Source organism: Nocardioides sp. Leaf307 (genome assembly GCF_001423135.1).
In the GTDB taxonomy this organism is placed as follows: Bacteria; Actinomycetota; Actinomycetes; order Propionibacteriales; family Nocardioidaceae; genus Nocardioides; species Nocardioides kribbensis.
Genome location: NZ_LMNY01000001.1, coordinates 1,583,785 through 1,608,436, shown reverse-complemented (window position 1 = coordinate 1,608,436; position 24,652 = coordinate 1,583,785). Strand labels below are relative to the sequence as shown.

Genomic DNA, 24,652 nt, shown 5'->3' with positions numbered 1-24,652 from the left:
TTGGGGGCCCGTCGCAGGATGGGCCCATGCGCTACACACGACTCGGCAGCAGCGGCCTCGAGGTCTCCGTCGTCACCCTCGGGTGCATGAGCTGGGGCGACCCGTCGCGGGGCGGTCACCCGTGGGTGCTCGACGAGGACGCCGGCCGCGCGATCATCCGCGACGCCCTGGAGGCGGGCGTGACGGTGCTCGACACCGCCAACGTCTACTCCGGCGGCTCCAGCGAGGAGATCACCGGCCGCGCGGTGCGCGACTTCGCCCGACGCGAGGACGTCGTGCTCGCCACCAAGGTCCACGGCCGCATGCGCCCCGGGCCCCACGGCGCCGGCCTCTCGCGCGGTGCGATCCTCCACGAGATCGACGCGTCGCTGCGCCGCCTCGGCACCGACTACGTCGACCTCTACCAGATCCACCGGTGGGACCCCGAGGTGCCGATCGAGGAGACCATGGAGGCGCTCCACGACGTGGTGCGCTCGGGCAAGGCGCGCTACCTCGGCGCCTCCTCGATGTACGCCTGGCAGTTCGCGAAGGCCCAGGAGGTCGCGCGCGCCCACGGCTGGACGCCCTTCGTGTCGATGCAGGACCACTACAACCTCCTCTACCGCGAGGAGGAGCGCGAGATGCTCCCCCTCTGCGCCGACCAGGGGGTCGGGGTCATCCCGTGGAGCCCGCTGGCCCGGGGCCGGCTGACCCGCCCCTGGGACACCGAGACCTCCCGCACCGAGACCGACGAGTTCGGCGGCACGCTCTACCGCGACGAGGACGCCGACATCGTCGCCACGGTGCTCGCCCTGGCCGAGCGACGCGGCGTCGCGCCGGCGCAGGTCGCACTGGCCTGGCTGCTGCACCAGCCGGTGGTCACCTCGCCGATCGTCGGCGTCACCAAGGCCCACCACCTCACCGACGCCGTGGCCGCGGTCGACCTCGAGCTCAGTGACGAGGAGCTCGACGAGCTCGGCTCCGGCTACGTGCCCCACGCGGTCGCCGGGCACCGCTGAGGGCCCGCCGGGCCCGCTCGGCTCAGTACGCCGCGGCCGTGTCGGTGCTGCTGGTCGCGTCGGTGCCGTCGGCCGGCGCGTAGGCGCAGGAGTCCTCGGGGTCCTCGGCCCGGCCGGGGTCCTTCTTGCCCAGCCCGGGGCGCGAGCGCGGCTCGAGGGCCTTGGCCACGACCTGGCGCATGTAGCTGAAGTCGGGGTCGCCGGAGAAGAACCGCTCGGAGGGCCGGAAGACGACCGACTTGACCTTGGCGTCCTTGACCTTGAGGGCGAGGTCGAGCAGCGCCGGCACGATCCGTCGCGGGATGTCGGTGGAGACGATCTCCTGCCCGGTCTCGGCCAGGACCTGGTAGCGCTGCAGCACGGTCATCGGGTCGGCGGCCTCGATGATGGCGTCGACCGCGCAGCGCTGGCGGTCCATGCGCTCGTAGTCGTCGGAGCCGTAGCGCCCCCGGGCGAACCACAGCGCGTGGAAGCCGTCGAGCTCCTGGTCGGGGCCGGGGTCGATGTAGTCGACCGGCGGGATGCCCAGGTCGGTGTTGCCCTGGATGGCGACCGGCTCGTTGACGTTGACGGTGATGCCGCCGATGGCGTCGACGACGTCCTCGAAGCCCTTGAGGTTGACCATCAGGTAGTAGTCGACCGGCACGCCGAGGCTGCCCTCGACGGCCTGCTTGAGGGCGTCGGCACCCTCGTTGTCGCTCGCCCCCAGGATGCCCGGGTGGCGCTCGGGGATCTGGCCGTAGATGGCGTTGAGCATGTAGAAGCCGTCGTCCTCGGGCCCGCTGAAGCCGGTCGGGTAGAGGTCGTGGAGCGGGCTGTCCTCGGGGAACTGCGCGTTCATCAGGTTGCGCGGCAGGCTCACCGTGACCGCGCGGCCGGTGGTGGTGTCCATGCTCAGCAGGATCACGGTGTCGGTGCGCACGCCGGTGCGACCCTCGCCGCCGTCGCCGCCGAGCAGGAGCACGGTCACCCGCTCCCGCGCGCCCCAGGGGTCCTCCTCGGTGACGTCGGTCGGCACGGTGGCGCTCTCGTTGCGGTCGTCGTCGAAGACGGTGCCGATCAGCCCGGCCTGCACCTGGGCGTAGCGCGCCGCCACCGCGAAGGGCGCACCGATCGCGAGGCAGAGCACCAGCACGAACCCGTGGCCGACCGCCGTGTGCCACCGGGGTCGGCTCGGGGGCCTGACCTGGCGGTAGGTCAGGTAGACCACGGCCACCCAGGTCGCGAGGCCGAGCACCAGCACGACCGCGGCGATGGTGAGGCGGGTGGGGTCGACGGCGAAGGCGAGCAGGGCGCGCAGGTCGCGCCCGACGTACCACGCCGCGCCCCCCAGCAGGGCCAGCACCGGCAGCAGCACCAGGGCCCCGAGCAGGCGGCGTCCGGTGTAGAGGAAGCCGGCCCCCGGCACGAGCGCGCCGAGCAGCGTCACCCCGAGCGTGCCGCGCAGGCCCGCGGCGCGACGGCGGCGCCGGTCGGCGCGGGCGCCGCCGCGGCGGCGGGTGGGAGGCGGGGTGGAGGGCGAGGTGGAGGGACGGGCCCGCCGCGTGCGCCGGGCGAGGGCCGGTCGGCTGCTGGCCCGCCGGCGTCCGCGTCGGGGCGCCTGGGGCGAGGGGGACCCGGGGTGGGCGGGCACGGCACCGGGCTCACGTGACACGTCCTCCACGCGGCGCCCCTCCCTCGGTCCGGTCGGCCTGCTCCTGTCGGGTCGGTGCACCGGCACGGCTCGCACCACCCTCGGCGGAAAATAGCACCCCGCCCGATCTCCCCGCCGGGGTCGACGCCCTCACCCGTTCGGGGTCTGGGGTCCGCCGGCGCCCCGACGTAGCGTGGGCCCATGACCTCATCGAACATGTCTTCGAACGACCAGGCTCCCGAGCAGGGCACGGAGCAGACCCCGAGCGGCGTGCCCGACGGCGAGGTCCTGGGTGCCGACAACCCCAGCCCGACCAACGCCGAGAAGGACCCCAACGACTGGGTGACCGGCGACGAGCCCATCACCGGCGCCCAGAAGAGCTACCTCGACACCCTGGCCCGCGAGGCCGGCGAGACGCTTCCCGCCGACCTGACCAAGGCCGAGGCCTCCGAGCACATCGACCGGCTCCAGGCCTCCACCGGGCGCGGCGCCGACAGCTGAGCCCACCGCGCCGCCGAGGCGGCGCAGCGCCTCCGTGTCGCAGCGACGGCAGAGCCCCCGGGACCTCACGGTCCCGGGGGCTCGCTGACGTAGGGCGGGTGGGGCTCGAACCCACGACCCAAGGATTATGAGTCCTCTGCTCTGACCGGCTGAGCTACCGCCCCTAAGCCAATCTCAGGCCGATTCAGCGCCGCCGTGGGGCTTTCGTGGGGCAGCCAGCGCGGCGAGCACAGCAGCGGTCGGAGTCTCGGCCAGATGAGCGTACTTGTCCGTCGTCTGAGTCGAGCGGTGTCCCGTCGCCTTGCCCACCTCGGCCAGAGGCACGCCGGCCTGCAGCAGCCACGAAGCGTAGGTGTGGCGGCAGTCGTGCACCCGGACGTGCCCGATGCCGGCCCGCGCGACCGCCGGCACCCACACCGGGTAGGACCAGTTGCTGTTGCGCAGCGGGTGGCCGGTCTCGCTAGTCAGCAGCAGCGGGGAGCGGCACCGCCCCTGGGTGTGCTCGACACCGCAGGTGCCGACCCGGGCGACCAGGTCGCGGAACCGCTCGACCAGCGACGGCGTGAGCGGCACCTCGCGGACCTGCTTGCCCTTCGGGTGGGCCTTCATCGCGCGGCCGGTCTCGTCGTAGGTCTCCACGACGCGCAGCAAGCCTCGCGCCAGGTCGACGCGGGAGCGGTGCAGACCCGCCAGCTCTCCCCAGCGCAGGCCGGTGTGCACGAGCGTCTCAAGGATGAGTCGGTCGTCCGTGCTGGGCATCGCGCCGTAGAGCGCGTCGTACTCCTCGCGTGTCAGGAACCGCTCCTGGGCCTCGGCCCCCTTGCTGAGCTTCATCCGAGCAGCCGGGTTAGCGTCGATCACCTCGGCGTCCTTAGCGGCCGAGAGTGAGGCCGAGAGCAGGTGCACGCACCGCTTCACTGTCTCGGCGCCCATGCCACCGCGCGCGAGCTCGGCAGCCCACGCGCGGACGTCCTGGCGGGTGATCGCGCCGATCGCGACCTCAGCCCACCGCGGCTTGAGGTGGTTGCGCCGACGAGCTGCATCGTGACGCAGCGTCGAGGGCTCCACTCCCCTGGTCTCCCACCACTCCTCGCACCACTCTCCCCAGGTCCGGCGGTAGGCCTCGGGGTCGCGCGCCATCTTCTTGCGCGCGACCTCTTCCTTCGCTGCTGCGGCGCGCTCGGCGCGCGGTTTGTGCGTGAAGGTGCCTGCCGAGCGGCGCGTGCCGGCGGCGTCGCGGTAGACGCCGCGGTACTTCCCGCTGGGGAGCTTCTCTGCCCAGGCCATAGAAGGCCCCTCACGTCAGTGTCCCACGTGGGGCACGTCTGCCAGGGCTGTCGACAGGTGGGCGCGTTCGTGATCGGTGAGGTTGATCAGGCGTGCCTGCAGCGGGGCATGTCGACTCCCAGCTCGGCGGCGGCCTCGGCGGGGAACGAGGTCCACTGCAGAACCCTCGCCAGCGACTCCAGGTCGATCAGGCGCCGCGAGGCCACGTGGCGCACCGTGCCCTCCTCGCGCGGTTCCATCCACAGCGGCACTGCCCCTTGCTCGTCGTGGATGAGCTCGTGGCACACCACGCTGCGGCGCTCTTCGTAGCTCATCGATCGGCGCAGCGTGATCACCCGCTCGGCGAAGTCGATGCACCCCCGCCGGCCCCGTTCGACCCAGCGAACCTTGAGGTGCGGACGACCGCTCTCTACGCCAGCCGGGACATGAGCGGGAACCTCACCGGCGGGGTCTGGGGCTTTGTCAGTCCCGACGGCATCGGTATCAGCACCCTCGCCCTACACACCGTCCGCGAGCACGACGACGGCACGATCAGCATCCGCCCGGGCGACGGGTCCTCCAACAGCGTCCTGCACAGCGGCGCCCCCGACGGCCAGACCTGGCACGGCTACGTCGAGCACAACGTCTGGACGGCCTGCTGATGGACGCGCCCCGTGAGACCCGCCGCCGGCGCCGCCACGCCCAGGCCGGGATCGTCTTCGCCGCGTGGAACACCCACAACGCCTCCCGCGCCCGCCTGAAGCGCTACGTCCGCTCCCAACTGCGCGCCGGCGCGGCCGCGATCGTCCTCACCGAGGTGTGGTCTCGGCACGCCGAGCTCCGTGACATCGCGAAGCGCTACGGCCTGCGGCTGCTCGCCGAGACCCCGGAGCCCGGCGGGCGCGCCCGGGCCCTGGTCTCCGAGCGCGGCGACACCGTCGTACTCCTGTCCCCCGGCTTCGTCCTCGAGTCGTGGGACGTCATCGCGCTCACCGAGCGGTGGCACGTCGACTCCGCGGGCCGCTGGCACGAGCCGCGCCGCCTACTCATCGTTCGCGGCCACGTGCTCGGTCACCAACGCGTCGAGCTGCTCGCCGTGCACGGCCCCACGAACAACGGGCACAAACTCGTCCGCGGTCGCCGAGTTCAAGGAGGTCGTCGCACGAGTCCTGGCCAACACCGCCGACGACACCCTGTCCGCCGCCGTCGGAGACATGAACATCCGCCTCGACGAGACCCGACCCTGGGCCCAAGCCCGCGAGCTGCACGTGTCCGGCCAGGGCCCCGACCTGGTCATCGCCAACACCGGCACGACCTCAAAGACCGGCCGGCGCCGCGGCTCCGACCACTACGCCGTCACCCACCGCCTCCACCCCGCAGCCTGACCCGAAGGAGACCACCATGACCGTCCTCGACCGCATCTACCGCGAGCCTGCTGCTCTGCTCGCCTTCGCCGCCGCCGTGCTCGCCGTGCTGACCTGGCAGGAGGTTCTCGACGAGAAGGGCGCCGCGATCGCGCTCGGCGTACTCACCGCCGCGATCGGCGCGCTGCGCTACTTCGTCACCCCGGCCGCCGAGGTCGTCATGCAGGAGACCCCCGACGGCGTCCTGCGCGCCGGGCCGGCGGCCGCTGTCACCGCAACCGGGACCGTGCTCGCCGACGTCGCGCTGCAGCCCCTGGACGACCCCGGACACCGTAGGTAGTCTCGATTTCCCTCGGCTCCAGACCGAGCCCGCCACCCCGCCCCCGGTCCCCCGGGTGGTGGGGCGGCCTTCGTCTGTCTCAGAAAGTGAAGTCTGTGTCTGAGACGTATCGGCGGATCAGACGCCTGCGGAATCTAACGGTGTCCCTCTCCCGCTGCGCTAGCCGGCGCGCTTCACGCAAGGACAGGCGGGCACGTTTGCGTAACACGTCAGGAGATGCTCGTGGGATGGCGACTTCGAAGTAATCAGCCAGAGCCGGGTGTCGCCGGACTAGGCCGCGATACGAGTCGGCGAATCGTGCTCCCCACGGGGGCGCCCAGGTGTGCCAGGGCTTCGCTCGACCGGTGAAGTGGATGATCCTGGGCTTGACGAACGTCTGGGCGTAGGCCGTGGCGTAGAAGGTGTGGAAGTTGTAAGCAGGATGGAAGTGCTCGACCTGACCGCGAAAGGCCGCGTTGAGCGCGCTCTGATCATGACGGATGTAGGCCGAGGAGTTGCGGAAGAACAGGTCGAGCGCGCGCGGGGCCATATCAGCCCAGGTGTCGCGGCCGAACGCCATCACGCCGGAGTTGAAGTAATCTGCCTTGGCTACGCCGAGGGTCTCCAAGTACCCCGCAGGCTCCAATCCGTGCTGTCCAGACGGATCCAGCCAGGAACTGCCACGACCGGCAGCCACTTTGCCCTCCGGGACAACCCGCTCGACCAGCGGCCTGATAGGTCCTCGGATCTGCAAGTCGCCGTCGAGGTAGATCAGGCGGCGGTACTGAGCTGGAATTTCGGGCTCTATAGACAAGCGAGCCAGCGCGGCGACGGGAACGTGATTGGCGTGGAACTCTGTATTCGGCGGTGGTTGGAAGTCGCGATTGCGCATCGGGTAAATGCTGAAAGCCGGGTGGGCGACCTCACGCTCGAGTTGCCGAGCCGCGTCTTCGTCCACGTCGAGAGTGAATATCGCAAGGTCGGCGATGTCTCCGATGCCCTGAGCCAGGGCCTGCTCGGCAACCAAGGTGGAGGGGGCGAGGTATCCCCTGTCGGTGACCCACAGCACCAGGGTGTCCTTCATGTCCCTCACTCTCGCAGATACGGCGGCTTCCCTGGAAGACCGCCATCTAACCCGAATCCCTCCTTTCTCCGCGCTGGACACAGGGGATGCAGAGCAACAACAATCTACCAATGAGTTTCAAGAACGAGGTCCTTAGCAACTCGTTGGGCGGATCCCCGGCGATTTCCCTACGACTGCGGCTCTGGCTAGTACGAGCCAGCGGGGTCGAAATTTCCACCGCTCGCCTGTACAGCGGAGTTCGGTTCTACGGTCACCGCAATATTACCCTTGGTAGCGACATCTTCTTGAACCGTGGAGTCGAGATCCACGCTGCGTCACCCGTGCGGCTAGGCGCGCGGGTTCATGTTGGTCCGGGGACAGTCTTCGTGACATCCTCGCACGAACTCTCGAGCGATTCGCACCAACGCGCTGGAGCCTCCACTACGCTCCCCATCGACGTTGGTGACGGCACCTGGCTCGGCGCGAGGGTAACGGTGCTCGGTGGAGTGACAATCGGCCGAGGGGTGGTCGTCGCTGCCGGCGCAGTTGTCACCGGGGATCTTGCGGACGACGGAATCTACGGCGGCGTGCCAGCCAGATTGATCCGAGCGCTCAGCCCTGGTGCACCATGACCCCATGCCCCGCAGCTACGACGACGCCCACGCCGAGGCCGACCGCACGCTCGGCCCCTGCGGCGACCCCGACTGCCCCACCGGCGCCCCACAGCGGACGCCAGCGACGAGCCCGCTACCGACAACGTGATCGACCTCAACACCCGCACCCGGCCATGACTGACCCGATCCCGACGCACGGCTCGACCGCCGGCCTGCGCCAACCACCCGGCCCCGACCCCATGGCACCCCTCGGCCACACCGACGCCACCTTGCACCCCTCAGTCCTACGCCTGCGCGAGCACGGCGACTACCGGGCGATCGAGCCCCGCCACGTCACCATCACCACCGCCGACGGCCCCACCCCCGGACTGCTCGCCGGGTGGCGCAAGCCGCTGCAGCTCCCCTGGGAGGGGCTCGTCACCCTCGCGCTCCTCGTCGAGGGCACCTGGGTCACCGCGCAGCAGTGGGTGCCCGCCTCCCAGATCATGCCCGCCTGACGCCCCGGCGGGACTCGAACGCGCGCGCGCCGATCTCGAGCGAGATCCGCCGCATCCAGTTCGCCCTCGACTGACCCCCCTCCCCGCACCGGCTACCCGACGCGGCGCACCTCGATCAGCACGAGGTGCTCGGGGTCCTGCGCCGGAGCCTGCACCCCGACGGTGTCGAGCACCCGCCCGGTCAGGCGCACGCCGGTCGACCACCACGGCAGCGGCGAGTAGCCGGGACCGTGCACGACGTCGCCGGGCGCCAGCGCCGCCACGTCGTACGTCGACGCCGCGTCGAGACCGGGCAGCGTGACCGGGCCGGGCGGCCACGTGGTCGGCCCGGCGGTCGCGACGACGGCGTAGACCGCGTGGTCGGCCGCGGGCGAGACGATCCCGTGCACGAGCGTGGCGGGGTCGGGGTGGTCGGAGCGCACCGTCGTGCCGGTGGCCAGCAGCGGGCGCAGCCGCCGGTGCAGCGCCACCCACGCCGCGAGCTCCTCGCGCTGCGCCGCGGTGGCCTCGCGCAGGTCCCACTCGATGCCGAGGTGGCCGAAGAGGGCGGTGCCGGCGCGGAAGGACAGGTCGTGGGTGCGTCCGGTGGTGTGGGAGCGCGCAGAGCCGATGTGGGCGCCGAGCAGCTCCGGGGGCACCAGCAGCGAGGTCCAGCGCTGGATGCCCTGGCGCTCGAGGGGGTCGATGCAGTCCGAGGCCCAGACCCGGTCGGTGCGCTCGAGCACCTCGAGGTCGATGCGGCCACCGCCCGAGGAGCACGACTCGATCTCGACGCCGGGGTGCCGGCGGCGCAGCTCGTCGACCAGCGCGTAGAAGGCCAGCGTCTGGCGGTGCACCGACGCCGCGCCCGCGGGGCCGCTGCCGGCGTCGACGAGGTCGCGGTTGTGGTCCCACTTCAGGTAGGCGATGTCGTGCGCGGTGAGCAGGGCGTCGAGGCGCTCCAGGACGTGGGCGAAGGCGTCCGGGTGGGCGAGGTCGAGCACCTGCTGCTGGCGCGAGGCCACCGGCACCCGTCCGCCGGTGCCCAGCACCCACGAGGGGTGGGCGCGGGCGAGGTCGGAGTCGAGGTTGACCATCTCCGGCTCCACCCACAGCCCGAACTCCATGCCCAGCGCGCGCACCCGCCCGATGAGCGGGTCGAGACCGTCGGGCCAGACCGTGGGGTCGACGTACCAGTCGCCGAGGCCGGCGGTGTCGTCGCGGCGGCCGAGGAACCAGCCGTCGTCGAGCACGTAGCGCTCCACCCCGACCTCGGCGGCCAGCTCGGCCAGCTCGGTGAGGACCTCGAGGTCGTGGTCGAAGTAGACCGCCTCCCAGGTGTTGAGGGTGACCGGGCGGGGTCGCCTCGGGTGCTGCGGGCGCGAGCGCAGGTGGGTGTGGATGCGTGCGGTGACCTCGTCGAGGCCGGTGCCGTGGCTGCCGTAGAGCCACGGCGAGGCGTAGGACTCCCCCGGCGCCAGCCGGACCTCGCCGGGCAGCAGCAGCTCGCCGCCACTGACCAGCGTCACCCCGGTCGTGGCCCGCTCCACGCGGCTGCGGTGGTCGCCCGACCACGCGACGTGGGTGGCCCACACCTCGCCACGGCGGAAGCCGAACCCGGGCTCGCCGACGGCGGTGAGCAGGGTGGCGTCGGTGCCGGTGCGTCCGCGGCGGCCCTCGCGCACGTGGGCACCCACGGTAACCGGGCGCCGCTGGGGGCTGCGCTCGCGTGCGTGGCGCCCGGTGAGGTCGAGCAGCTCCCCGGCCCGGGTCGGCACGGGCAGCGCCGGCTCGAGCGCGTCGAGGCGGTAGTCGCCCTCCCCCGTGTTGGTGAGCGTGGCCCGGGTGCGCAGCAGCCCGCTGGCCAGCAGCTCCACCTCGAGCAGCACCTCCAGCCCCGCGACCGCGTCGACGAGCTCGTACGTCGCGCTGCCGCCCAGCGCCGCCGGGTCCGCCGGGTCCACCGGGTCCGGCGCGTCCGCCGCGGTGGTCGACACCCGGCGCACCCGCAGCACGGGCGACCAGTCCGCGCCGTCGGCGCGCGAGCCGCGCAGGCCGGGCGTGCCGGGCCAGCCCGAGGCGTGCTCGGGCAGCAGGCCGACCGGGCGCAGCTCGTCGACGGTGTTGGGGGTCAGCTCGCGGTGCCCGGCACCCACGACCTCCCCGCGCGCAGCCTCGTCGAGCGGACCCAGGTCGGCACCCCAGTGGGCCACCCACGGCCCGCCGTGGTCCACGTCGGGGTGGTGGGCCAGCAGCACGCTGACCCCGGCTGCCCGCAGGTGCAGGGTGGTGGGCGCGCCCACGGCGCGGTCGTCGGTCACGGTCGCCTCCTCGTCGGCGACAGACGCTAGCGGCGACGCCGGGCCGGCGGGCGCGCGGGCCCGGTGCGACGTGCCCGCCCGCGGGACCGGCCCGCGACGCTCAGGCGGCGCGTCGCCCGTCGACGACCAGGGCGACCGTGTTGAGCGCCGCCCAGCCGAGGGTCACGGCCATCACCTTGCCGCGCACCTGGGAGTCGGGGGCCTTGGCGGCGAGGATCGCGCAGTCGCCCAGGTCGCCGACGATGCGCAGCAGCATCGCGGTGCGCACGACCTTGTCGGAGCGCCCGAGCGCACCGGCGGCGCTGATGCCGAGGTCGCGGACGCCGTAGGTGCGGGCCAGCACGTCGTAGCCGCCCCGCTCGGAGCGGCCGGCCTGCATGGCCGAGCCGAGGTGGTCGGGCTTGAGCAGGGCGAAGGCGCCGTAGCCGGCGGTGGCGGTGGACATGAGGCGGCTCAGGGGATAGCTCATGCCTCCGGTCTACCCCGCGCCGGGTCTCCCCGGCTCACCCGCGCGGGGTGGTCGCCGCGCCCACGGGACCGTCCACGGTCGCTCCCGCGGGCAGTGTCAGCCGCATCCGGGCGCCCGCGCCGCCGGCGGGCTCGCGGCAGACGAGCTCGCCGCCGTGGGCGCGGGCCAGACCGCGGGCGATCGAGAGCCCGAGGCCCGAGCCGCCCGCCCGGCGCTCGCGGGCGGGGTCGAGCCGCACCAGCCGGTCGAAGACCCGCTCGCGGTCGGCCGCGGGGATGCCCGGTCCGTCGTCGACGACCTCCACGACCGCCGCGTCCCCGTCGTAGGACGAGCGGAGCTCGACCTGACGCGCGCCGGCCTGCACGGCGTTGTCGACGAGGTTGCCCAGCACCTGCACGACCCGGTCGCGGTCGGCCGCGGCCACCGCCGGGTCGCCCACGACCCGGACCACCGCCGAGTCGGGCCGCGGCGACCTCGCCACCTCCTCGGCCACCGAGCGCAGGTCGACCGGGCCCGTGACCAGGGCCAGACCGCGGTCGATGCGCGCCATCAGCAGCAGGTCGTCGACGAGCCGGCCGGCGCGCTGGGCCTCGCGGATCAGGTCCACCAGCACCTGCTCCCGCTCCTCGCGCGGCGGGTCGGCGCGCAGCACGTGCTCGGCGGCGGCGCGGATGCCGGTCACCGGGGTGCGCAGCTCGTGGGCGGCGTCGGAGACGAAGTCGCGCAGCCGGGCCTCTGAGTCGACCGCTCGGGCCTCGGCGCCCACCACCTCGTCGAGCATCTCGTCGAAGGCCAGCGCCGTGCGGCCGAGGTCGGTGCCGGGCGTGGTCGGGCGCAGCCGGCGCCCGCGGTCACCGCGGGTGATGCTGCGGGCCACGTCGGTGATGCGGCGCAGCGGCCGCAGCGCCCCGCCCACCACCAGCGGCACGACGAGGGCGGTGGCGAGCAGCACCGTCACCGCGGTCACGAGCAGCACCAGCCTGACCTGGGCGACGGTGTCGCGGACGTCGCTGGCGTCGGCGAGCAGCAGCAGCGTGCTGCCGTCGGTGAGGCTGCGCGCGACCGTGAGCAGGTCGCCGCTCTCCTGCACCGCGGGAGTCGCGCCCGGCGGGTCGGGCGGACCCGGGTCGCCCAGCGGGCTGGGCACCGTGGCGGGCCCCCGGGGCCCGCCGTCGGCCGGCCCCTCGCCCGCGCCCGAGCCGCGTCCCGTGCCTCCGGAGCCTCCTGTGACCTCCTCGCCGTCCCCCGGGGCCACGCCGGCCGCCCCGGCCAACGGACCCTCGGCGTAGACCCCGCCGTCGGCGGCCCGCACCACCACCGAGACGCCCTCCCCCTCCAGGCGTCGGGCCAGGTCGCGGTCGTCGACCTGGCCCACGAGGGCGTCGGCCACCCCCGCGCGCTCGACGAGACGCTGGCGCAGCTGGTCGTCGAGCCGCTCGCGCAGCGCCAGCTCGGTGGCCGCGACCAGCACCACCAGCAGCACGGCCACCAGGGCCACCACGACCAGCGTCACCCGCCGCCGCAGCGACGGGGTGCGCAGGCCCGACACCGCGACCGGGCCGTGCGCCGCGCCGCTCACCGGGGCGCCCGCAGCACGTAGCCCAGGCCGCGCTCGGTGTGGATGAGACGCGGTCCGTGGACCTCCAGCTTGCGGCGCAGGGCACTGAGGTGCACCTGCACGAGGTTGTCGGCGTAGTCGTCGTAGCCCCACACCTGGCTGAGGATCTGGGCGTTGGACAGCACCCGGTCGCGGTGGCGGGCCAGGTGGGCCAGCAGCCGCAGCTCGGTCGCGGTGAGCGCGACGTCGTGGCCGCCGCGCGTGACCCGCGCCGCCTCCTCGTCGACGACCAGGTCGTCGATCTCGATCGTGGTGGCCACGGCGCCGGTGCGGCGCAGCACCGCCCGCACCCGGGCGAGCAGCTCCTCCACCACGAAGGGCTTGGCCAGGTAGTCGTCGACGCCGACCTCGAAGCCGCGCAGGCGGTCCTCGACGGCCTCGCGGGCGGTGAGCATCACCACGGCGGCGTCACTGCGCCGTCGCACGACGCGCACCAGCTCGGGGCCGTCGCGCCCCGGGAGCATCCAGTCGAGCACCACGAGGTCGACGCGGTGCGCGGCCAGTTCCTCCTCGAGCGCGCCGCCGTCGGCCAGCGCACGCACGGCGTAGCCCTCCGAGCGCAGCGACCTCGCCAGCGACTCGCGGATGACGTCGTCGTCCTCCACCACGAGCAGGCGGGCGGCGGCGTCACGTATCGGCACCTCGACAGTGTGCCGTCGCCGACCTGAAGACCACCTCAAGAACACCGCGTGCGGTCGCTGTCTTGAGGTGGCCCGCAGGTACGCCGCCCAGAGTCGACCCCGGCGGCCCCCACCAGGGGCCCCGACCGCCCGGCCCACCGGCCCGGCGCGTCCCGGCCGTCCTCGACCCCAGGAGTACCCGTGCCACACCTCTCCGTCCCGGTCCCGTCCTCCCTGGTCCCGACCTCCCTGGGCCTGGTCGACCTGCTGGTCGCCCTCGCCGTCCTGCTCGCCGTGGTCGGCGCCCTGCGCACCGGTCGCGGACTCGTCCCGACGCTGCTGTCCGCCGTCGGCGCGGGGCTCGCCGCCCTCGCCGTCGCGTGGGTCGTCACCTCGGTCCTGAGCACCTGGGGGCCGCCCCGCGTCGCCCAGGCCGTCGACCGCAGCGCGTTCGCCGCGGCCCTGCCCGCGCCCGACCGTGCCCTCGCCGAGCTGCACGAGCTGACCGGCGGTGGGCCCGGCCCCGCGGGCGACCGCGACGACGCACCCGGCCCACGCCCCTGACCGACCGGCCTCCCCTGACCCGTCCCGACCCGTCCCGACCCGTCCCGACCCGTCCCCGATCCCTGCACCGACGGCCGACCACGGCCGCGACACCGAAGGAGCACCCCATGACCCACCCCGACCAGCCCCGCCCGCACGACCCCCGCGACCCCGACCGGCGCGACCGGAGCGCCGCGGACCCGCACGACGACACCCGGCCACTGAGCGTCGGCGCCTGGTCGGCCGCGAGCCACCCCACCGCGCCGCCCCCTGCACCGGGTCGCGAGGAGGTCTCCGCTGCTCGCGCCGCGGACGTCGCCGGCCCGCCGCGGCCCCGCCGCCCCCGTCTCCTCGCCGGACTGGCCGCCGGCGCCGTCGCCGGCCTCGTGCTGGGCCTGGGGGTGCCGGCCCTCGCCGGGGGCTCCGGCTCGGGCGGCGGAGACGGTGACGCCGGCACCGCGAGCGCCACCACACCCGCGGTCACCCCCGGCGCCACCGGCGCCGACGCCGGCACCAGCACCGACGCCCCCGGCACCGGCACGGCGACCCCGCCGCAGGATCCCGGGGCCGGTGCGCCGCCGGCGACCACGCCCCGACCGGGCACGGCCCCGGCGCCCGACACCGCCCCCGCGCCCGGCGCCGTGCCGACCCCCGGAGCTCCGCTCTGCGAGGTCCCGGGCACGTCGGGCCCGTCCACCGAGCCCGGCGCGCCCGACGGGGACCCGCGGCCTGTCCCGACGCCCCGTGGCGGCCAGCACCCGACGCCGCCTGCTCCCCCGGCCCCGCCGGCCCCGCCGCACGACGAGCAGCCCGGCGCCGACGCTCCCGCTCCGCCCACCCGGCCCACCCCGCCGGCCGCCCCCGAGGCCAGCGACCGGATCGACCCGGGTGGCCGGCCCAGCTGACGACAGCAGCAGCGGGGCTCCGCGCTCCGGTCGTCAGGCGACGCAGAAGGCCCCGGCCCGCATCAGCGGGCCGGGGCCTTCTCTCTGCTCCCCCGGTTGGACTCGAACCAACAACCCTCCGATTAACAGTCGAATGCTCTGCCAGTTGAGCTACAGGGGATCGGTGCAGCGCGCACACATTAGCAAGCGTGGTCGGCGAGGTGAAATCGGCCTCCCCCGACCCGGCGGACCGTGCGGAGCGGCCCGCTCAGCCCAGCCCGACGGCGTCGCGCGCCGAGGCCAGCGCCTCGGCCGCCGCGGCCTGCACGACGGGATCGGTGGGGTCCACGCCCTCGTCGTACTGGAAGACCCAGGTGACCTCGGAGCCGCCACCGGGAGCACGACGGGCCACGACCCGCACCCCGCGACGACCGGCGAGGGGCACGTGGCGCTGCAGCAGCACGCTCGCGGTGACCCGCTCGCGCACCAGCTCCAGCAGACGGGCGCCGTCGTCGAGGCGGAAGCGGTGCACGACGCGCGCGCCGGTGCGACCCGCGTCGTCGGCCTCGGTCACGGCCAGCGTGGAGGTCTCGGCGTCCCAGTCGGCCGCGTCCACCCGCTCCCAGCGCAGCCGGGCGGAGCGGGAGCCGTCGACGGAAACGTAGAGCGCGTCGCGGGTGCCACCGACGTCGCGGCCGTCGTCGGTGCGGGCCCAGGCCAGCAGCCGCTCGCCGCGGCCCACCTGGAGGTCGGGCCGGGGACCGTCGGCGCGGGTGCGCCACCACGGGCGGAACGCTCCGCGCAGCGCCCCGGCGAGGCTCACGCGCCCATCACCCGGTCGCGCAGGGCCCGACGGTGCTGCTCGAGGGCGGCCAGCTCGCCGAACATCCGGTTGTAGGCCTCGACGTCCTCCACCGGGTTGGTGCGCTGCAGCCGCGACTTGACCTCGGCGATGCGGCGCATCGTCGTGAGCTCGAGGAGGCGGAAGACGTGGTGGCCGACGTAGGCCGCGTCGGGCTCCTTCTCGGTGAGCAGCGGCTCGACGCCGAGCGCGGAGACCGCCGAGGAGACCTCCGGGTCGCTCGCCGCGTCGCGCAGCCGGGCGGCCCAGGCCGGGTCGCCGGCGCCCGTGGCGGTGCCGCCGGCCTTCTCCACCAGCTCCCACACCGCGCGGTAGGTCGGGTGGGTGAAGTCGTTGGCGCCGATGTCGGCGGTGGTGCGGCCGATCGCCATGGGGTGCTGCACGACGAGCTTGAGCGTCTCGCGCTCCAGGGTGAAGCGGGGGTCGCGCAGGTCGGGCACCTGGCGCCGGGGCGCCGCGGGGGCGCTGTCGGCGGCGGCCGGGGACCGGTCGGCCCGGCGGTCCTGCCCCCGCCCGCCCGCTGCCGGGGCGGGACGGTTGGCGGCGCGGCGCACCTCGGCGCGCGCCTCGTCGGGGTCGACGCCGATCATCTGCGACAGCTCGCGGGCGAAGGCGTCGACCTTCGACTTGTCGCGCACGCTCGAGACCAGCCGGGCACCCTCGCGCAGGGCGTCGATGCGGCCGTCGGCGCGGTCGAGGTCGTACTTGCCGACCACGTTGCTCAGCACGAAGCGGTAGAGCGGCACCCGTCGCGCGACCAGCTCGCGCACGGCGGCGTCGCCGTCGGCGACCCGCAGGTCGCACGGGTCCTTGCCCGAGGGCTCGACCGCGACGTAGGTCTGCGAGACGAAGTTCTGGTCGCCGGAGAAGGCCCGCAGGGCGGCCTTCTGCCCGGCCGCGTCGCCGTCGAAGGTGAAGATAACCTCGCCGCGGAACTCCTCGTGGTCGTCGAGGAAGCGCCGCAGGATCCGCGAGTGGTCCTCGCCGAAGGCGGTGCCGCAGGTCGCCACCGCCGTGCCGACCCCGGCCAGGTGGCAGGCCATGACGTCGGTGTAGCCCTCGACGATCACCGCCTGGGAGGACCGCGCGATCTCGCGACGGGCCAGGTCGATGCCGTAGAGCACCTGGCTCTTCTTGTAGATCGGGGTCTCGGAGGTGTTGAGGTACTTGGCGTCGATGCGGTCGTCGTCGAGGATGCGCCGCGCGCCGAAGCCGATGGTGTCGCCGCTGGCGTCGCGGATCGGCCACATCAGCCGGCCCCGGAAGCGGTCGTAGGCCGACCGGCCCACGGCCACCAGGCCGCCGGTGACCAGCTCCTCCTGGCTGAAGGCCTTGGCGCGCAGGTGCTTGAAGAGGTCGTCGCCCCCCCGCGGCGAGAAGCCGATGCCGAACTGCTCGGCGGCGGCCTGGTCGAAGCCGCGCTCGGCGAGGAACTGACGGGCGACCAGCGCCTCGGGGGTGGCCAGCTGCTCGGCGTAGAACTCCTGCGCCTCGCGGTGGGCCTCCACCAGGCGGGTGCGGGACGGGCCACGAGGACGGTTGTCGCGCTCGTCGCCCTCCTCGCGCCGCAGCTGCACGCCGTACTTGTCGGCCAGCCGCTCGACGGCCTCCCCGAAGCCCAGGCCGTCGATCTTCATCACGAACGTGATGACGTCGCCGCCCTCCTGGCAGCCGAAGCAGTGGAAGAAGTTGCGCGCCGGGGTGACGTGGAAGGAGGGCGACTTCTCGTCGTGGAAGGGGCACAGGCCCTTCTGCGAGCCGCCGCCGGCGTTGCGCAGCGTGACGTACTGCGACACGACGTCGTCGATCCGGGCCTTCTCACGCACCTCGGCGATGCTGTCGTCTCGGATCCGGCCCACCACGGGTCGATCCTACGGCCGGGTCAGTACTCCCCCGACATCACGTTCACCAGCTCCTCGCCGGCGGCGAAGCGCTGCAGCTGCTCGCGCACCAGGCGGTGGGCCCGGGGCCACATCGCGCTGCTCGCCCCACCGACGTGCGGGGTCATCAGCAGGCCCGGGGTCTCCCACAGCGGGCTGTCGGGGGGCACCGGCTCGTCCTCGAAGACGTCGCTGGCCGCGCGCAGCCGCCCCGAGGCCAGCTCGGCGAGCAGCGCGTCGGTGTCGACCACCGCGCCCCGCGCGACGTTGACCAGCAGCGCGCCGTCCTTCATGCGGGCCAGGAGGTCGGCGTCGACCAGGCCGCGGGTCTCCTCGGTCAGCGGCACGACGAGGACCACGACGTCGACGTCGGGCACGAGGTCGGGCAGCTCCTCGAAGCCGTGGACGTGGCCCTCGGGCTCCTCGCGCGCCGCGCGGGCCACCCGCACCACCTCGCACTCGAAGGGCAGGAGGCGGGCCTCGATGGCCCGGCCGATGGCGCCGTGACCCACCAGCAGCACCCGCTTGTCGGCCAGCGACGGGCGCCAGCCGGCCGCCCACTCGCGCCGCTCCTGGGCGCGCACGAAGTCGGGCACTCCGCGCAGCGAGGCCAGCGTGAGGGTCAGCGCGAGCTCGGCGGTCGAGGTGTCGTGGATCCCGCGCCCGTTGCACAGCGTGACCCCGTCGGGCACGCGGCCGCGCACGGCGTCGACCCCGGCGGTGAGCAGCTGCACGACCTCGAGGGAGGACATGCGCTCCATGACCTCCACGATGCCCGAGCCCAGCTGGTAGGGCGGCACGTAGAACCGCACGTCACCGACGCTGTCGGGCACCTCGCGGGTCGGGTCGACCCGCTCGTAGCGCAGCCCGGCCGGGGCCTCGCCCAGCTCGGAGACGTCGAAGGGCAGCCAGACGAGGGGTTCGTTCACGGCACCGACCCTAGCCACGACCCAGGAGCCGGCGGTGCCAGCCCACGGCGCTGGCGTCGGTGAGCGAGGCGACCTGGTCGACGACCACCCGCAGCCGGGCCGCGTCGTCGGGCGCCGCCGCCCAGTCGTCGGCGAAGGCCCGCTCGAGGGCGTCGGGACCGCGGTGGGCCACCAGCGCCACCAGCTCGGCCATCACCTCGCGCTGGCGCGCCATGACGGCCAGCCGGTCCTCAGTCTGCATCACGTAGTGCGCGGCCACGCCCTTGAGCACCGCGATCTCCAGCAGCGTCTGCCCGGGCAGCACCAGGTCGCCGCCGTGCCGCACGAGGGCGCCCGGCCCGGAGGCGAAGGTCGCCGCCTGCACCGCGCCGCAGAAACGGCCGATCAGGTCGCTGGTGAGGTTCTTCAGCGCCGCCAGCGACCTCCGGCTCGCGTCGTACGGCGCGCTGGGCCAGCTCGCCTGCGCGACCAGCCCCGCGAGCACGTCGTCGAGCTCGTCGTCGTCGGCCTCGGGGAGGTACCACTCGCGCACCGTCTGCCACACGGCCGCGGTGTCGAGCGCGGTGAGCTCGATGTGGCCGACCACGATGCCGTCCTCCACGTCGTGCACGCTGTAGGCGACGTCGTCGGCGAGGTCCATCACCTGCGCCTCCACGCAGCGGCGCGGACCGTCGACACCGGCGCGCAGCCAGGCGAAGACCGGCGCGTCGTCGGCGTAGACCCCGAACTTCGGGTCGGCGGCTCCCCCCGGCCCCGCCCCGCGCGCCCAGGGGTACTTGGTGCAGGCGTCGAGCGTGGCCCGGGTGAGGTTGAGCCCCACCGAGCGCCCCTCGGCGTCGGCCGACTTCGCCTCCAGCCGGGTCAGCAGCCGCAGGGTCTGGGCGTTGCCCTCGAAGCCGCCGCAGTCGGCGGCGAGGTCGGCCAGCACCCGCTCGCCGTTGTGGCCGAAGGGCGGGTGGCCCAGGTCGTGGGCCAGCGCCGCGGTCTCGGCGATGTCGGGGTGGCAGCCCAGGGCGCGCGAGAGGTCGCGGGCCACCTGGGCCACCTCGAGGGAGTGGGTGAGCCGGTTGCGCACGAAGTCGTCGGTCTCGGGACCCACCACCTGGGTCTTCGCCGCCAGCCGGCGCGACGCCGCGGCGTGGACCACCCGGGCGCGGTCGCGCTCGAAGGGGGTCCGCTCGGGGGCGTCGACCCGCTTCGGCGGCTCGGCCACGACCCGCTCGCGCGCCGACGCGTCGTAGCGCTCGAGCAGGTCGTCGGAGTCGGGGAGCCGGGGCACCGGCCCGACTCTAGCGGCGCTCAGTAGGTCGTGACGTGGACGTGGTCGTAGTGGTTGGCCGTGACCGAGCCACGGTCCTCCATCGCCCGCCACCCCTCGGAGGCGCGGTCGACCGACCAGATCTGCTGGGAGTAGATGATGTAGTTGACGCCCAGCTCCTGGTAGTTGGCCTGGACGAAGTCGCGCACCTGGTAGCCGAGGTCGCCGGACACCATGATGTCGATCGCGATGCCCTGGGCGTGCTCGCCGTCGCTGCGGAAGGTGCCGTAGGTGGTGATCGTCGGGAAGGCCGCGCACACCGCCTCGTGGATCGCGGCGATGTTCGGGCTGACCCCGCTCGGCACCGACGTGCCGTTGGTGCAGGTGGCGGAGCCGACGCTGCGGGCGGAGGCGACGTCGCTGGCCTCCTCGACCACCGGCTTGTCCTCGGAGAGGTAGCCGGCGGTGACCCAGCGGGCCGACCCCTTGACGACGATCTCGACCCGGTCGCCGAGGGCGCGCCCGGTCACGAGGACCTTCTTCCCCTCGTCGAGCACACCGGTCTGGTCGGCCTGGCCGGTGGGACCGGTCCACAGGTTGAGGGGGGCGGTGCTCCAGCGGGGCTGGTCGGCGCCGGCCACCGCGGCGCGGACGGCGGCGGGCGTCATCATGCGCTCGGCCGCGGTGGGCTTGGAGAGCGTCAGGCCCCGCTCGACGCGGTAGGCCGCCGTGCGGTCGGCGTCGCGGGACAGACCGCGGCCCTCGGCGAAGGCCTGGAGGGCGGCGACGTCGGTGGGCTGGACCGCCTCGGCGAGGTCGGAGGTGCCGGCCTGCTGCAGCGGCGCCGTGCCGGGGTCGGCGGTGGCGACGCCGAGGGCGACGACCGCGGAGGTGGCGAGGAGGGCGACGGGTCCGGCGACGAGGGCGGCGCGGGGACGCGGACGTCGGGTGGTGCTGCGGGCATTGGCGTCCCGCTTGTGGCGATGATCTGCCACAGCGCTGATCCTTTGCTGTTGCTGGCTCCTGCCGGGCGGTCGCCCGGCATGACGACGCCGTCCTGCGGTCGGCAGGGCGGCGGAGTTGTCGAGTGAAGCACAGACGGACAGCAGGCGACCAACCGTCGCGGGTAAAAACTGACGTGTCACCGGTCACGACGTGCCGACCCCGACCGCCTCGACGCGACGCGGGCGGGCCGCCCGGATCAGCCGCCGGAGCCCGCGTCGGCGTCCTCGGCGACCGCGCACCCGGCCCCGTCGGCGTCGTCGAGCCAGCCTTCCGGCAGCACCACCCGGGCCCGCGGCGAGCCCTGACGCCCCCGGGGCGTGCCGAGCTCGGCCACCGGGAACGGCGCGTCGGGGTCGAGCTCGGCGAGCAGGCGGTCGAGCCCCACGAGGGTCTCCACCAGGGCCAGCGCCCGCCGCAGGTCGCCACCGGCCGGGAAGCCCTTGAGGTACCACGACACGTGCTTGCGGAACTCCTTGCAGCCGCGCTCCTCGCCCATGTGCTGGCACAGCAGCTCGGCGTGGCGGCGCATGACGTCGCGCACCTCGCCCAGGCGCGGCAGCGTCGCACGGAAGCCCTCCGCCGGCACGTCGCCGGCGAAGGCCGCGGCCAGGTCGCGGAAGAGCCACGGACGGCCCAGGCAGCCCCGCCCCACGACCACGCCGGCGGCGCCGGTGTGCTCGACCATGCGCAGCGCGTCGCCGGCCTCCCAGATGTCGCCGTTGCCGAGCACCGGCAGGTCGACGTGGGCGACGAGCTCGCCGATGGCGTCCCAGTCGGCCTGCCCCGAGTAGGCCTGCGCCACGGTGCGCCCGTGCAGGGCGATCGCGGCGCAGCCGGACTCCTGCGCGATCCGGCCGGCGTCGAGGTAGGTGAGGTGCTCCTCGTCGATGCCCTTGCGGGTCTTCATCGTCACGGGCACGTCGTACGCCGACGCGGCCCGCACCGCCTCCTCGAGGATCTGCGCGAGCAGGCCCCGCTTCCAGGGCAGGGCACCGCCGCCGCCCTTGCGGGTCACCTTCGGCACGGGGCAGCCGAAGTTAAGGTCGATGTGGGCCACGCCGTAGTCGGCGCAGAGGATCTCGGCGGCCCGCCCGACGTAGACCGGGTCGGTGCCGTAGAGCTGCACCGAGCGCGTGGTCTCCAGCTCGTCGAAGACGAGCATGTCGCGGGTGTGCTGGTCGCCCTCGACCAGGCCGCGGCTGGTGATCATCTCGCAGACGTAGAGCCCGGCGCCCTGCTCGGCGCACAGGCGGCGGTAGGCGGCGTTGGTGATGCCGGCCATGGGCGCGAGCACCACCGGGGTGTCGACCCGCAGCGACCCGAGGGTCAGCCCCGGGTGGGGGCGGGTCGGCTGGGCGGTCGTCGTCACCGGTCCATTGTCCGCCGCGCCCGCCGAGCGCCCCAAATCAGCCGTTGCCGCCGCCCGCGCCGCCGTTGCCGCCCTGGCCGCCGCCCGCGCCGCCGCCGCCCTGGCCCCCGTCGCCCTGGCCGCCGCCGTCGGAGCCCTTGCCGACGGTGGTGACGGGCCCCGACCACGTGATCGGGTTGAAGTCCTCGGTGGGCCGGAAGCTCACCGCCTCCAGCGAGCCGCCGTCGGGCACGAGGTAGACCAGGCAGACCTTCTCCTGGTCGCCGTTGCGGAACTTCTTGGGCAGCGGCGTGCTGGGGCAGGGGGTGAAGGTGCTGACGAACGACGAGGACTCGACGAGCACGTCGGCGTCGTCGACGGCGTAGAGCGGCACCCGGCGTCCGCCGAGGTCGCTGTCGCCCACGTTGGCCACGGTGGCCTGCACGAAGTAGGGCGTGGCCGTGCGGACCTGCTTGGTCAGCTCCCAGCCCTGGAAGGACTTCTCGAACGTCGTCCGCTGGACCTTCTCGACGGTGATGTCGAGGACCCCGACGCTCTTCTGGTCGGGCTCGTAGGCCACGACGGCCTCGTCGCCCAGCGAGAGCGCCGAGCCCTGCCCGGTCAGCTCGACGTCGTCGGGCACGGGCAGGTAGGGCTCGCCCTCGGCCGGGGCCGAGGCACCCGCCGAGGCGCTGGTGCTGGCGGAGGCGGCGCCGGACGCCTCCGAAGGCCCCGCCGCCTCGTCGGTCCCGCTGCACCCGGCGGCGGCCAGGGCGAGCACGGGCAGGACCGCGAGGGCGGCCAGGCGGGGGCGGCGGAGCGGCGGTCGAGCGGTCATCGGGTCATTGTGCACAGCGGGCGGCTCAGCAACCGACGAAACGCTGGGCGAAGTAGGCCGTGATGCCGTCGAGGCTGATGCGCTCCTGCGACATCGAGTCACGCTCGCGCACGGTGACCGCGCCGTCCTCGAGGGTGTCGAAGTCGACGGTCACGCAGTAGGGCGTGCCGATCTCGTCCTGGCGGCGGTAGCGGCGGCCGATGGCGCCGGAGTCGTCGAAGTCGACGTTCCAGTTGCGGCGCAGCTCCGTGGCCAGGTCCTTGGCCTTGGGTGAGAGGTCGGCGTTGCGGCTCAGCGGCAGCACGGCCACCTTGACCGGCGCCAGGCGCGGGTCGAGGCGCAGCACCGTGCGCTTGTCGACGCCGCCCTTGGTGTTGGGGGCCTCGTCCTCGACGTAGGCGTCGACCAGGAAGGTCATCAGGCTGCGCGAGAGCCCGGCCGCGGGCTCGATGACATAGGGCGTGTAGCGCTCGCCGGCGGCCTGGTCGAAGTACGACAGGTCCTGTCCCGAGTGCTTGGCGTGGGTGGAGAGGTCGAAGTCGGTGCGGTTGGCGATGCCCTCGAGCTCGCCCCACTCCGAGCCCGCGAAGCGGAAGCGGTACTCGATGTCGACGGTGCGCTTGGAGTAGTGGCTCAGCTTCTCCTGCGCGTGCTCGTAGTGGCGCAGGTTGTCGGGGTCGATGCCCAGGTCGACGTACCACTGCGTGCGGGCGTCGATCCAGTACTGGTGCCACTCCTCGTCCTCGCCGGGCTTGACGAAGAACTCCATCTCCATCTGCTCGAACTCGCGGGTGCGGAAGATGAAGTTGCCGGGGGTGATCTCGTTGCGGAAGCTCTTGCCGATCTGGGCGATGCCGAAGGGCGGCTTCATGCGCTGGCTGGTCACGACGTTGGCGAAGTTGAGGAAGATGCCCTGGGCGGTCTCGGGGCGCAGGTAGTGCAGGCCCGACTCGTCCTCGATGACGCCGAGGTAGGTCTTGAGCAGCCCGGAGAACTGGCGCGGCTCGGTCCAGGCGCCGCGGGTGCCGCAGTTGGGGCAGGCCAGGGTGGCGATGTCGACCGTGTCGGGGTCGTCGATGCCCTTCTTCTCGGCGTACTGCTCCTGGAGGTGGTCGGCGCGGTAGCGCTTGTGGCACGACTGGCACTCGGTCAGCGGGTCGCTGAAGGTGTCGACGTGCCCGCTGGCCTCCCAGGTCTGGCGGGGCAGGATCACGCTGGAGTCGAGGCCGACCATGTCGTCGCGCATCTGCACCATGGACTTCCACCACTGGCGCTTGATGTTGTCCTTGAGCTCCACGCCCAGCGGGCCGTAGTCCCACGCCGACCGGGTGCCGCCGTAGATCTCCCCGCAGGGGTAGACGAAACCCCTCCGCTTGGCGAGGGAGACGACGTTGTCGACGGTGGACGGGGGCGGCTTGGCCACGGGTGCTCCTGCTCTCACGGACCGGCTGGCTGCCGGTCCTGGACGAAGCGCTCAGCCTAGCGATCGGGTCCGCTCGACATTGAGGTCGGTCCCGGGCTCGACGACCTCGTAGGCGCTCGGCTCGTCGAGGGCGCGGTAGAGCACCGGCACGGCGTGCAGCTTCACGTCGTACGACGACAGCGCCCGGCGGTAGGCGCCGACGTTCTCCCACCGCGTGGTCAGCACCCACAGCCCGGGGTCGTCGACGTTGCGGCCGATCGTCGCGCCGACGTGGCCGGGTCGCGCCGCGAGGGCGTCGCGGGCGGTCTCGAGCGCGACGCGGAACGAGCCCTGCTCCTCGGGGGCGACGCGGAAGCGGTTGACGACGATCACACCCCGACCCTAGGTCAGCCCGGGGCCAGCCCGGGGCCAGCCCGGGGC

At 73.8% G+C, this 24,652-nt stretch carries 26 protein-coding genes and 2 tRNA genes; 9 read left to right on the top strand and 19 right to left on the bottom strand.

Going from position 1 to position 24,652, the window contains the following annotated elements; all coding sequences use genetic code 11:
• Positions 1 to 26: 26 nt before the first annotated feature.
• Complete coding sequence (locus ASF50_RS07360) at positions 27 to 998, top strand: aldo/keto reductase (protein WP_056864240.1); 972 nt, start codon at positions 27 to 29, stop codon at positions 996 to 998.
• A gap of 22 nt (positions 999 to 1,020) precedes the next feature.
• Here the strand turns inward: ASF50_RS07360 and ASF50_RS07355 are convergent, their stop codons facing one another.
• Complete coding sequence (locus ASF50_RS07355; RefSeq protein ID WP_056903924.1) at positions 1,021 to 2,661, bottom strand: LCP family protein; 1,641 nt, start codon at positions 2,659 to 2,661, stop codon at positions 1,021 to 1,023.
• A 171-nt stretch (positions 2,662 to 2,832) separates the two neighbouring features.
• Between ASF50_RS07355 and ASF50_RS07350 the strand changes: the two genes are divergently transcribed.
• The gene (locus ASF50_RS07350; protein ID WP_056903923.1) at positions 2,833 to 3,132 is read left to right on the top strand and encodes a DUF3072 domain-containing protein; all 300 of its coding nucleotides are present in this window, start codon (positions 2,833 to 2,835) and stop codon (positions 3,130 to 3,132) included.
• 90 nt (positions 3,133 to 3,222) lie between these two features.
• On the opposite strand, the gene ASF50_RS07345 is transcribed toward ASF50_RS07350, so the two are convergent.
• The 3 genes from ASF50_RS07345 to ASF50_RS07335 form a co-directional block, all read right to left on the bottom strand.
• Positions 3,223 to 3,296, bottom strand: a tRNA-Ile gene (locus tag ASF50_RS07345).
• Between the two features lie 10 nt (positions 3,297 to 3,306).
• A complete protein-coding gene (locus ASF50_RS07340) occupies positions 3,307 to 4,419 on the bottom strand; it encodes a tyrosine-type recombinase/integrase (RefSeq protein WP_056903922.1) in 1,113 nt (370 codons plus the stop codon).
• Between the two features lie 86 nt (positions 4,420 to 4,505).
• Positions 4,506 to 4,733 carry a hypothetical protein gene (locus ASF50_RS07335; RefSeq protein ID WP_156718140.1) on the bottom strand — a complete coding sequence of 76 codons (228 nt, stop codon included), beginning with the start codon at positions 4,731 to 4,733 and terminating at the stop codon, positions 4,506 to 4,508.
• A 111-nt stretch (positions 4,734 to 4,844) separates the two neighbouring features.
• On the opposite strand from ASF50_RS07335, the gene ASF50_RS07330 reads away from it, so the two are divergent.
• The 3 genes from ASF50_RS07330 to ASF50_RS07320 all read left to right on the top strand — a co-directional run bounded on the left by ASF50_RS07330 (position 4,845) and on the right by ASF50_RS07320 (position 6,102).
• Entirely contained in the window at positions 4,845 to 5,060 is a 216-nt protein-coding gene (locus tag ASF50_RS07330) for a hypothetical protein (RefSeq protein ID WP_156718138.1), read from the top strand.
• Positions 5,061 to 5,612: 552 nt separating this feature from the next.
• On the top strand, positions 5,613 to 5,783 hold the full coding sequence (locus ASF50_RS18895; RefSeq protein ID WP_156718137.1) for a hypothetical protein: 171 nt from the start codon (positions 5,613 to 5,615) through the stop codon (positions 5,781 to 5,783).
• 16 nt (positions 5,784 to 5,799) lie between these two features.
• Positions 5,800 to 6,102 carry a hypothetical protein gene (locus tag ASF50_RS07320; RefSeq protein ID WP_056903918.1) on the top strand — a complete coding sequence of 101 codons (303 nt, stop codon included), beginning with the start codon at positions 5,800 to 5,802 and terminating at the stop codon, positions 6,100 to 6,102.
• Between the two features lie 79 nt (positions 6,103 to 6,181).
• On the opposite strand, the gene ASF50_RS07315 is transcribed toward ASF50_RS07320, so the two are convergent.
• Positions 6,182 to 7,165, bottom strand: a complete 984-nt coding sequence (locus ASF50_RS07315; RefSeq protein WP_056903917.1) for a glycosyltransferase family 8 protein — start codon at positions 7,163 to 7,165, stop codon at positions 6,182 to 6,184.
• A gap of 86 nt (positions 7,166 to 7,251) precedes the next feature.
• On the opposite strand from ASF50_RS07315, the gene ASF50_RS20050 reads away from it, so the two are divergent.
• On the top strand, positions 7,252 to 7,776 hold the full coding sequence (locus ASF50_RS20050; RefSeq protein WP_082502848.1) for a DapH/DapD/GlmU-related protein: 525 nt from the start codon (positions 7,252 to 7,254) through the stop codon (positions 7,774 to 7,776).
• 155 nt (positions 7,777 to 7,931) lie between these two features.
• Complete coding sequence (locus ASF50_RS07310; protein ID WP_056903916.1) at positions 7,932 to 8,255, top strand: hypothetical protein; 324 nt, start codon at positions 7,932 to 7,934, stop codon at positions 8,253 to 8,255.
• Between the two features lie 92 nt (positions 8,256 to 8,347).
• Here ASF50_RS07310 and ASF50_RS07305 read toward each other — a convergent pair whose 3' ends face one another.
• The 4 genes from ASF50_RS07305 to ASF50_RS07290 all read right to left on the bottom strand — a co-directional run bounded on the left by ASF50_RS07305 (position 8,348) and on the right by ASF50_RS07290 (position 13,283).
• On the bottom strand, positions 8,348 to 10,555 hold the full coding sequence (locus ASF50_RS07305) for an alpha-galactosidase (protein WP_056903915.1): 2,208 nt from the start codon (positions 10,553 to 10,555) through the stop codon (positions 8,348 to 8,350).
• 100 nt (positions 10,556 to 10,655) lie between these two features.
• Positions 10,656 to 11,024, bottom strand: a complete 369-nt coding sequence (locus ASF50_RS07300) for a hypothetical protein (protein WP_156697872.1) — start codon at positions 11,022 to 11,024, stop codon at positions 10,656 to 10,658.
• Positions 11,025 to 11,058: 34 nt separating this feature from the next.
• On the bottom strand, positions 11,059 to 12,603 hold the full coding sequence (locus tag ASF50_RS07295; protein ID WP_056903914.1) for a sensor histidine kinase: 1,545 nt from the start codon (positions 12,601 to 12,603) through the stop codon (positions 11,059 to 11,061).
• Complete coding sequence (locus tag ASF50_RS07290) at positions 12,600 to 13,283, bottom strand: response regulator transcription factor (protein ID WP_228943410.1); 684 nt, start codon at positions 13,281 to 13,283, stop codon at positions 12,600 to 12,602. Before ASF50_RS07290 ends, ASF50_RS07295 begins: the two co-directional genes overlap by 4 nt.
• Before the next feature lie 180 nt (positions 13,284 to 13,463).
• Here ASF50_RS07290 and ASF50_RS07285 point away from each other — a divergent pair, with 180 nt between their 5' ends.
• Together ASF50_RS07285 and ASF50_RS07280 are read left to right on the top strand one after the other, a co-directional pair.
• Positions 13,464 to 13,826, top strand: a complete 363-nt coding sequence (locus ASF50_RS07285; RefSeq protein WP_056903913.1) for a hypothetical protein — start codon at positions 13,464 to 13,466, stop codon at positions 13,824 to 13,826.
• A gap of 107 nt (positions 13,827 to 13,933) precedes the next feature.
• Positions 13,934 to 14,710, top strand: coding sequence for a hypothetical protein (locus ASF50_RS07280; RefSeq protein WP_056903912.1), 777 nt, complete (start codon positions 13,934 to 13,936; stop codon positions 14,708 to 14,710).
• 87 nt (positions 14,711 to 14,797) lie between these two features.
• On the opposite strand, the gene ASF50_RS07275 is transcribed toward ASF50_RS07280, so the two are convergent.
• From ASF50_RS07275 to ASF50_RS07230, 10 genes are all read right to left on the bottom strand, one after another.
• A tRNA-Asn gene (locus ASF50_RS07275) sits at positions 14,798 to 14,870 on the bottom strand.
• 87 nt (positions 14,871 to 14,957) lie between these two features.
• Positions 14,958 to 15,512, bottom strand: a complete 555-nt coding sequence (locus tag ASF50_RS07270) for a hypothetical protein (RefSeq protein ID WP_056903911.1) — start codon at positions 15,510 to 15,512, stop codon at positions 14,958 to 14,960.
• The gene (gene dnaG / locus ASF50_RS07265) at positions 15,509 to 17,413 is read right to left on the bottom strand and encodes a DNA primase (RefSeq protein ID WP_056903910.1); all 1,905 of its coding nucleotides are present in this window, start codon (positions 17,411 to 17,413) and stop codon (positions 15,509 to 15,511) included. The genes ASF50_RS07270 and dnaG overlap by 4 nt, the downstream gene beginning before the upstream one ends.
• A 20-nt stretch (positions 17,414 to 17,433) precedes the next feature.
• The gene (locus ASF50_RS07260; protein WP_056903909.1) at positions 17,434 to 18,360 is read right to left on the bottom strand and encodes a 2-hydroxyacid dehydrogenase; all 927 of its coding nucleotides are present in this window, start codon (positions 18,358 to 18,360) and stop codon (positions 17,434 to 17,436) included.
• Positions 18,361 to 18,370: 10 nt separating this feature from the next.
• Positions 18,371 to 19,639 carry a deoxyguanosinetriphosphate triphosphohydrolase gene (locus ASF50_RS07255; RefSeq protein ID WP_235557580.1) on the bottom strand — a complete coding sequence of 423 codons (1,269 nt, stop codon included), beginning with the start codon at positions 19,637 to 19,639 and terminating at the stop codon, positions 18,371 to 18,373.
• A gap of 20 nt (positions 19,640 to 19,659) precedes the next feature.
• Entirely contained in the window at positions 19,660 to 20,613 is a 954-nt protein-coding gene (locus ASF50_RS07250; protein ID WP_056903908.1) for a hypothetical protein, read from the bottom strand.
• A gap of 206 nt (positions 20,614 to 20,819) precedes the next feature.
• Positions 20,820 to 21,992, bottom strand: a complete 1,173-nt coding sequence (gene dusB, locus ASF50_RS07245) for a tRNA dihydrouridine synthase DusB (protein ID WP_056903907.1) — start codon at positions 21,990 to 21,992, stop codon at positions 20,820 to 20,822.
• 37 nt (positions 21,993 to 22,029) lie between these two features.
• Positions 22,030 to 22,809 carry a hypothetical protein gene (locus ASF50_RS07240; protein ID WP_056903906.1) on the bottom strand — a complete coding sequence of 260 codons (780 nt, stop codon included), beginning with the start codon at positions 22,807 to 22,809 and terminating at the stop codon, positions 22,030 to 22,032.
• A 25-nt stretch (positions 22,810 to 22,834) separates the two neighbouring features.
• Positions 22,835 to 24,232 carry a glycine--tRNA ligase gene (locus ASF50_RS07235; RefSeq protein ID WP_056864226.1) on the bottom strand — a complete coding sequence of 466 codons (1,398 nt, stop codon included), beginning with the start codon at positions 24,230 to 24,232 and terminating at the stop codon, positions 22,835 to 22,837.
• 51 nt (positions 24,233 to 24,283) lie between these two features.
• A complete protein-coding gene (locus ASF50_RS07230) occupies positions 24,284 to 24,604 on the bottom strand; it encodes an antibiotic biosynthesis monooxygenase family protein (protein ID WP_056903905.1) in 321 nt (106 codons plus the stop codon).
• Between the last annotated feature and the right edge of the window lie 48 nt (positions 24,605 to 24,652).

Coding starts and splice junctions, on each gene's coding strand:
- ASF50_RS07360 (WP_056864240.1), top strand. CDS start 27: ATGCGCTACACACGACTCGGCAGCAGCGGCCTCGAGGTCTCCGTCGTC.
- ASF50_RS07350 (WP_056903923.1), top strand. CDS start 2,833: ATGACCTCATCGAACATGTCTTCGAACGACCAGGCTCCCGAGCAGGGC.
- ASF50_RS07340 (WP_056903922.1), bottom strand. CDS start 4,419: ATGGCCTGGGCAGAGAAGCTCCCCAGCGGGAAGTACCGCGGCGTCTAC.
- ASF50_RS07335 (WP_156718140.1), bottom strand. CDS start 4,733: ATGAGCTACGAAGAGCGCCGCAGCGTGGTGTGCCACGAGCTCATCCAC.
- ASF50_RS07330 (WP_156718138.1), top strand. CDS start 4,845: ATGAGCGGGAACCTCACCGGCGGGGTCTGGGGCTTTGTCAGTCCCGAC.
- ASF50_RS18895 (WP_156718137.1), top strand. CDS start 5,613: ATGAACATCCGCCTCGACGAGACCCGACCCTGGGCCCAAGCCCGCGAG.
- ASF50_RS07320 (WP_056903918.1), top strand. CDS start 5,800: ATGACCGTCCTCGACCGCATCTACCGCGAGCCTGCTGCTCTGCTCGCC.
- ASF50_RS07315 (WP_056903917.1), bottom strand. CDS start 7,165: ATGAAGGACACCCTGGTGCTGTGGGTCACCGACAGGGGATACCTCGCC.
- ASF50_RS20050 (WP_082502848.1), top strand. CDS start 7,252: ATGCAGAGCAACAACAATCTACCAATGAGTTTCAAGAACGAGGTCCTT.
- ASF50_RS07310 (WP_056903916.1), top strand. CDS start 7,932: ATGACTGACCCGATCCCGACGCACGGCTCGACCGCCGGCCTGCGCCAA.
- ASF50_RS07300 (WP_156697872.1), bottom strand. CDS start 11,024: ATGAGCTATCCCCTGAGCCGCCTCATGTCCACCGCCACCGCCGGCTAC.
- ASF50_RS07280 (WP_056903912.1), top strand. CDS start 13,934: ATGACCCACCCCGACCAGCCCCGCCCGCACGACCCCCGCGACCCCGAC.
- ASF50_RS07240 (WP_056903906.1), bottom strand. CDS start 22,809: ATGACCGCTCGACCGCCGCTCCGCCGCCCCCGCCTGGCCGCCCTCGCG.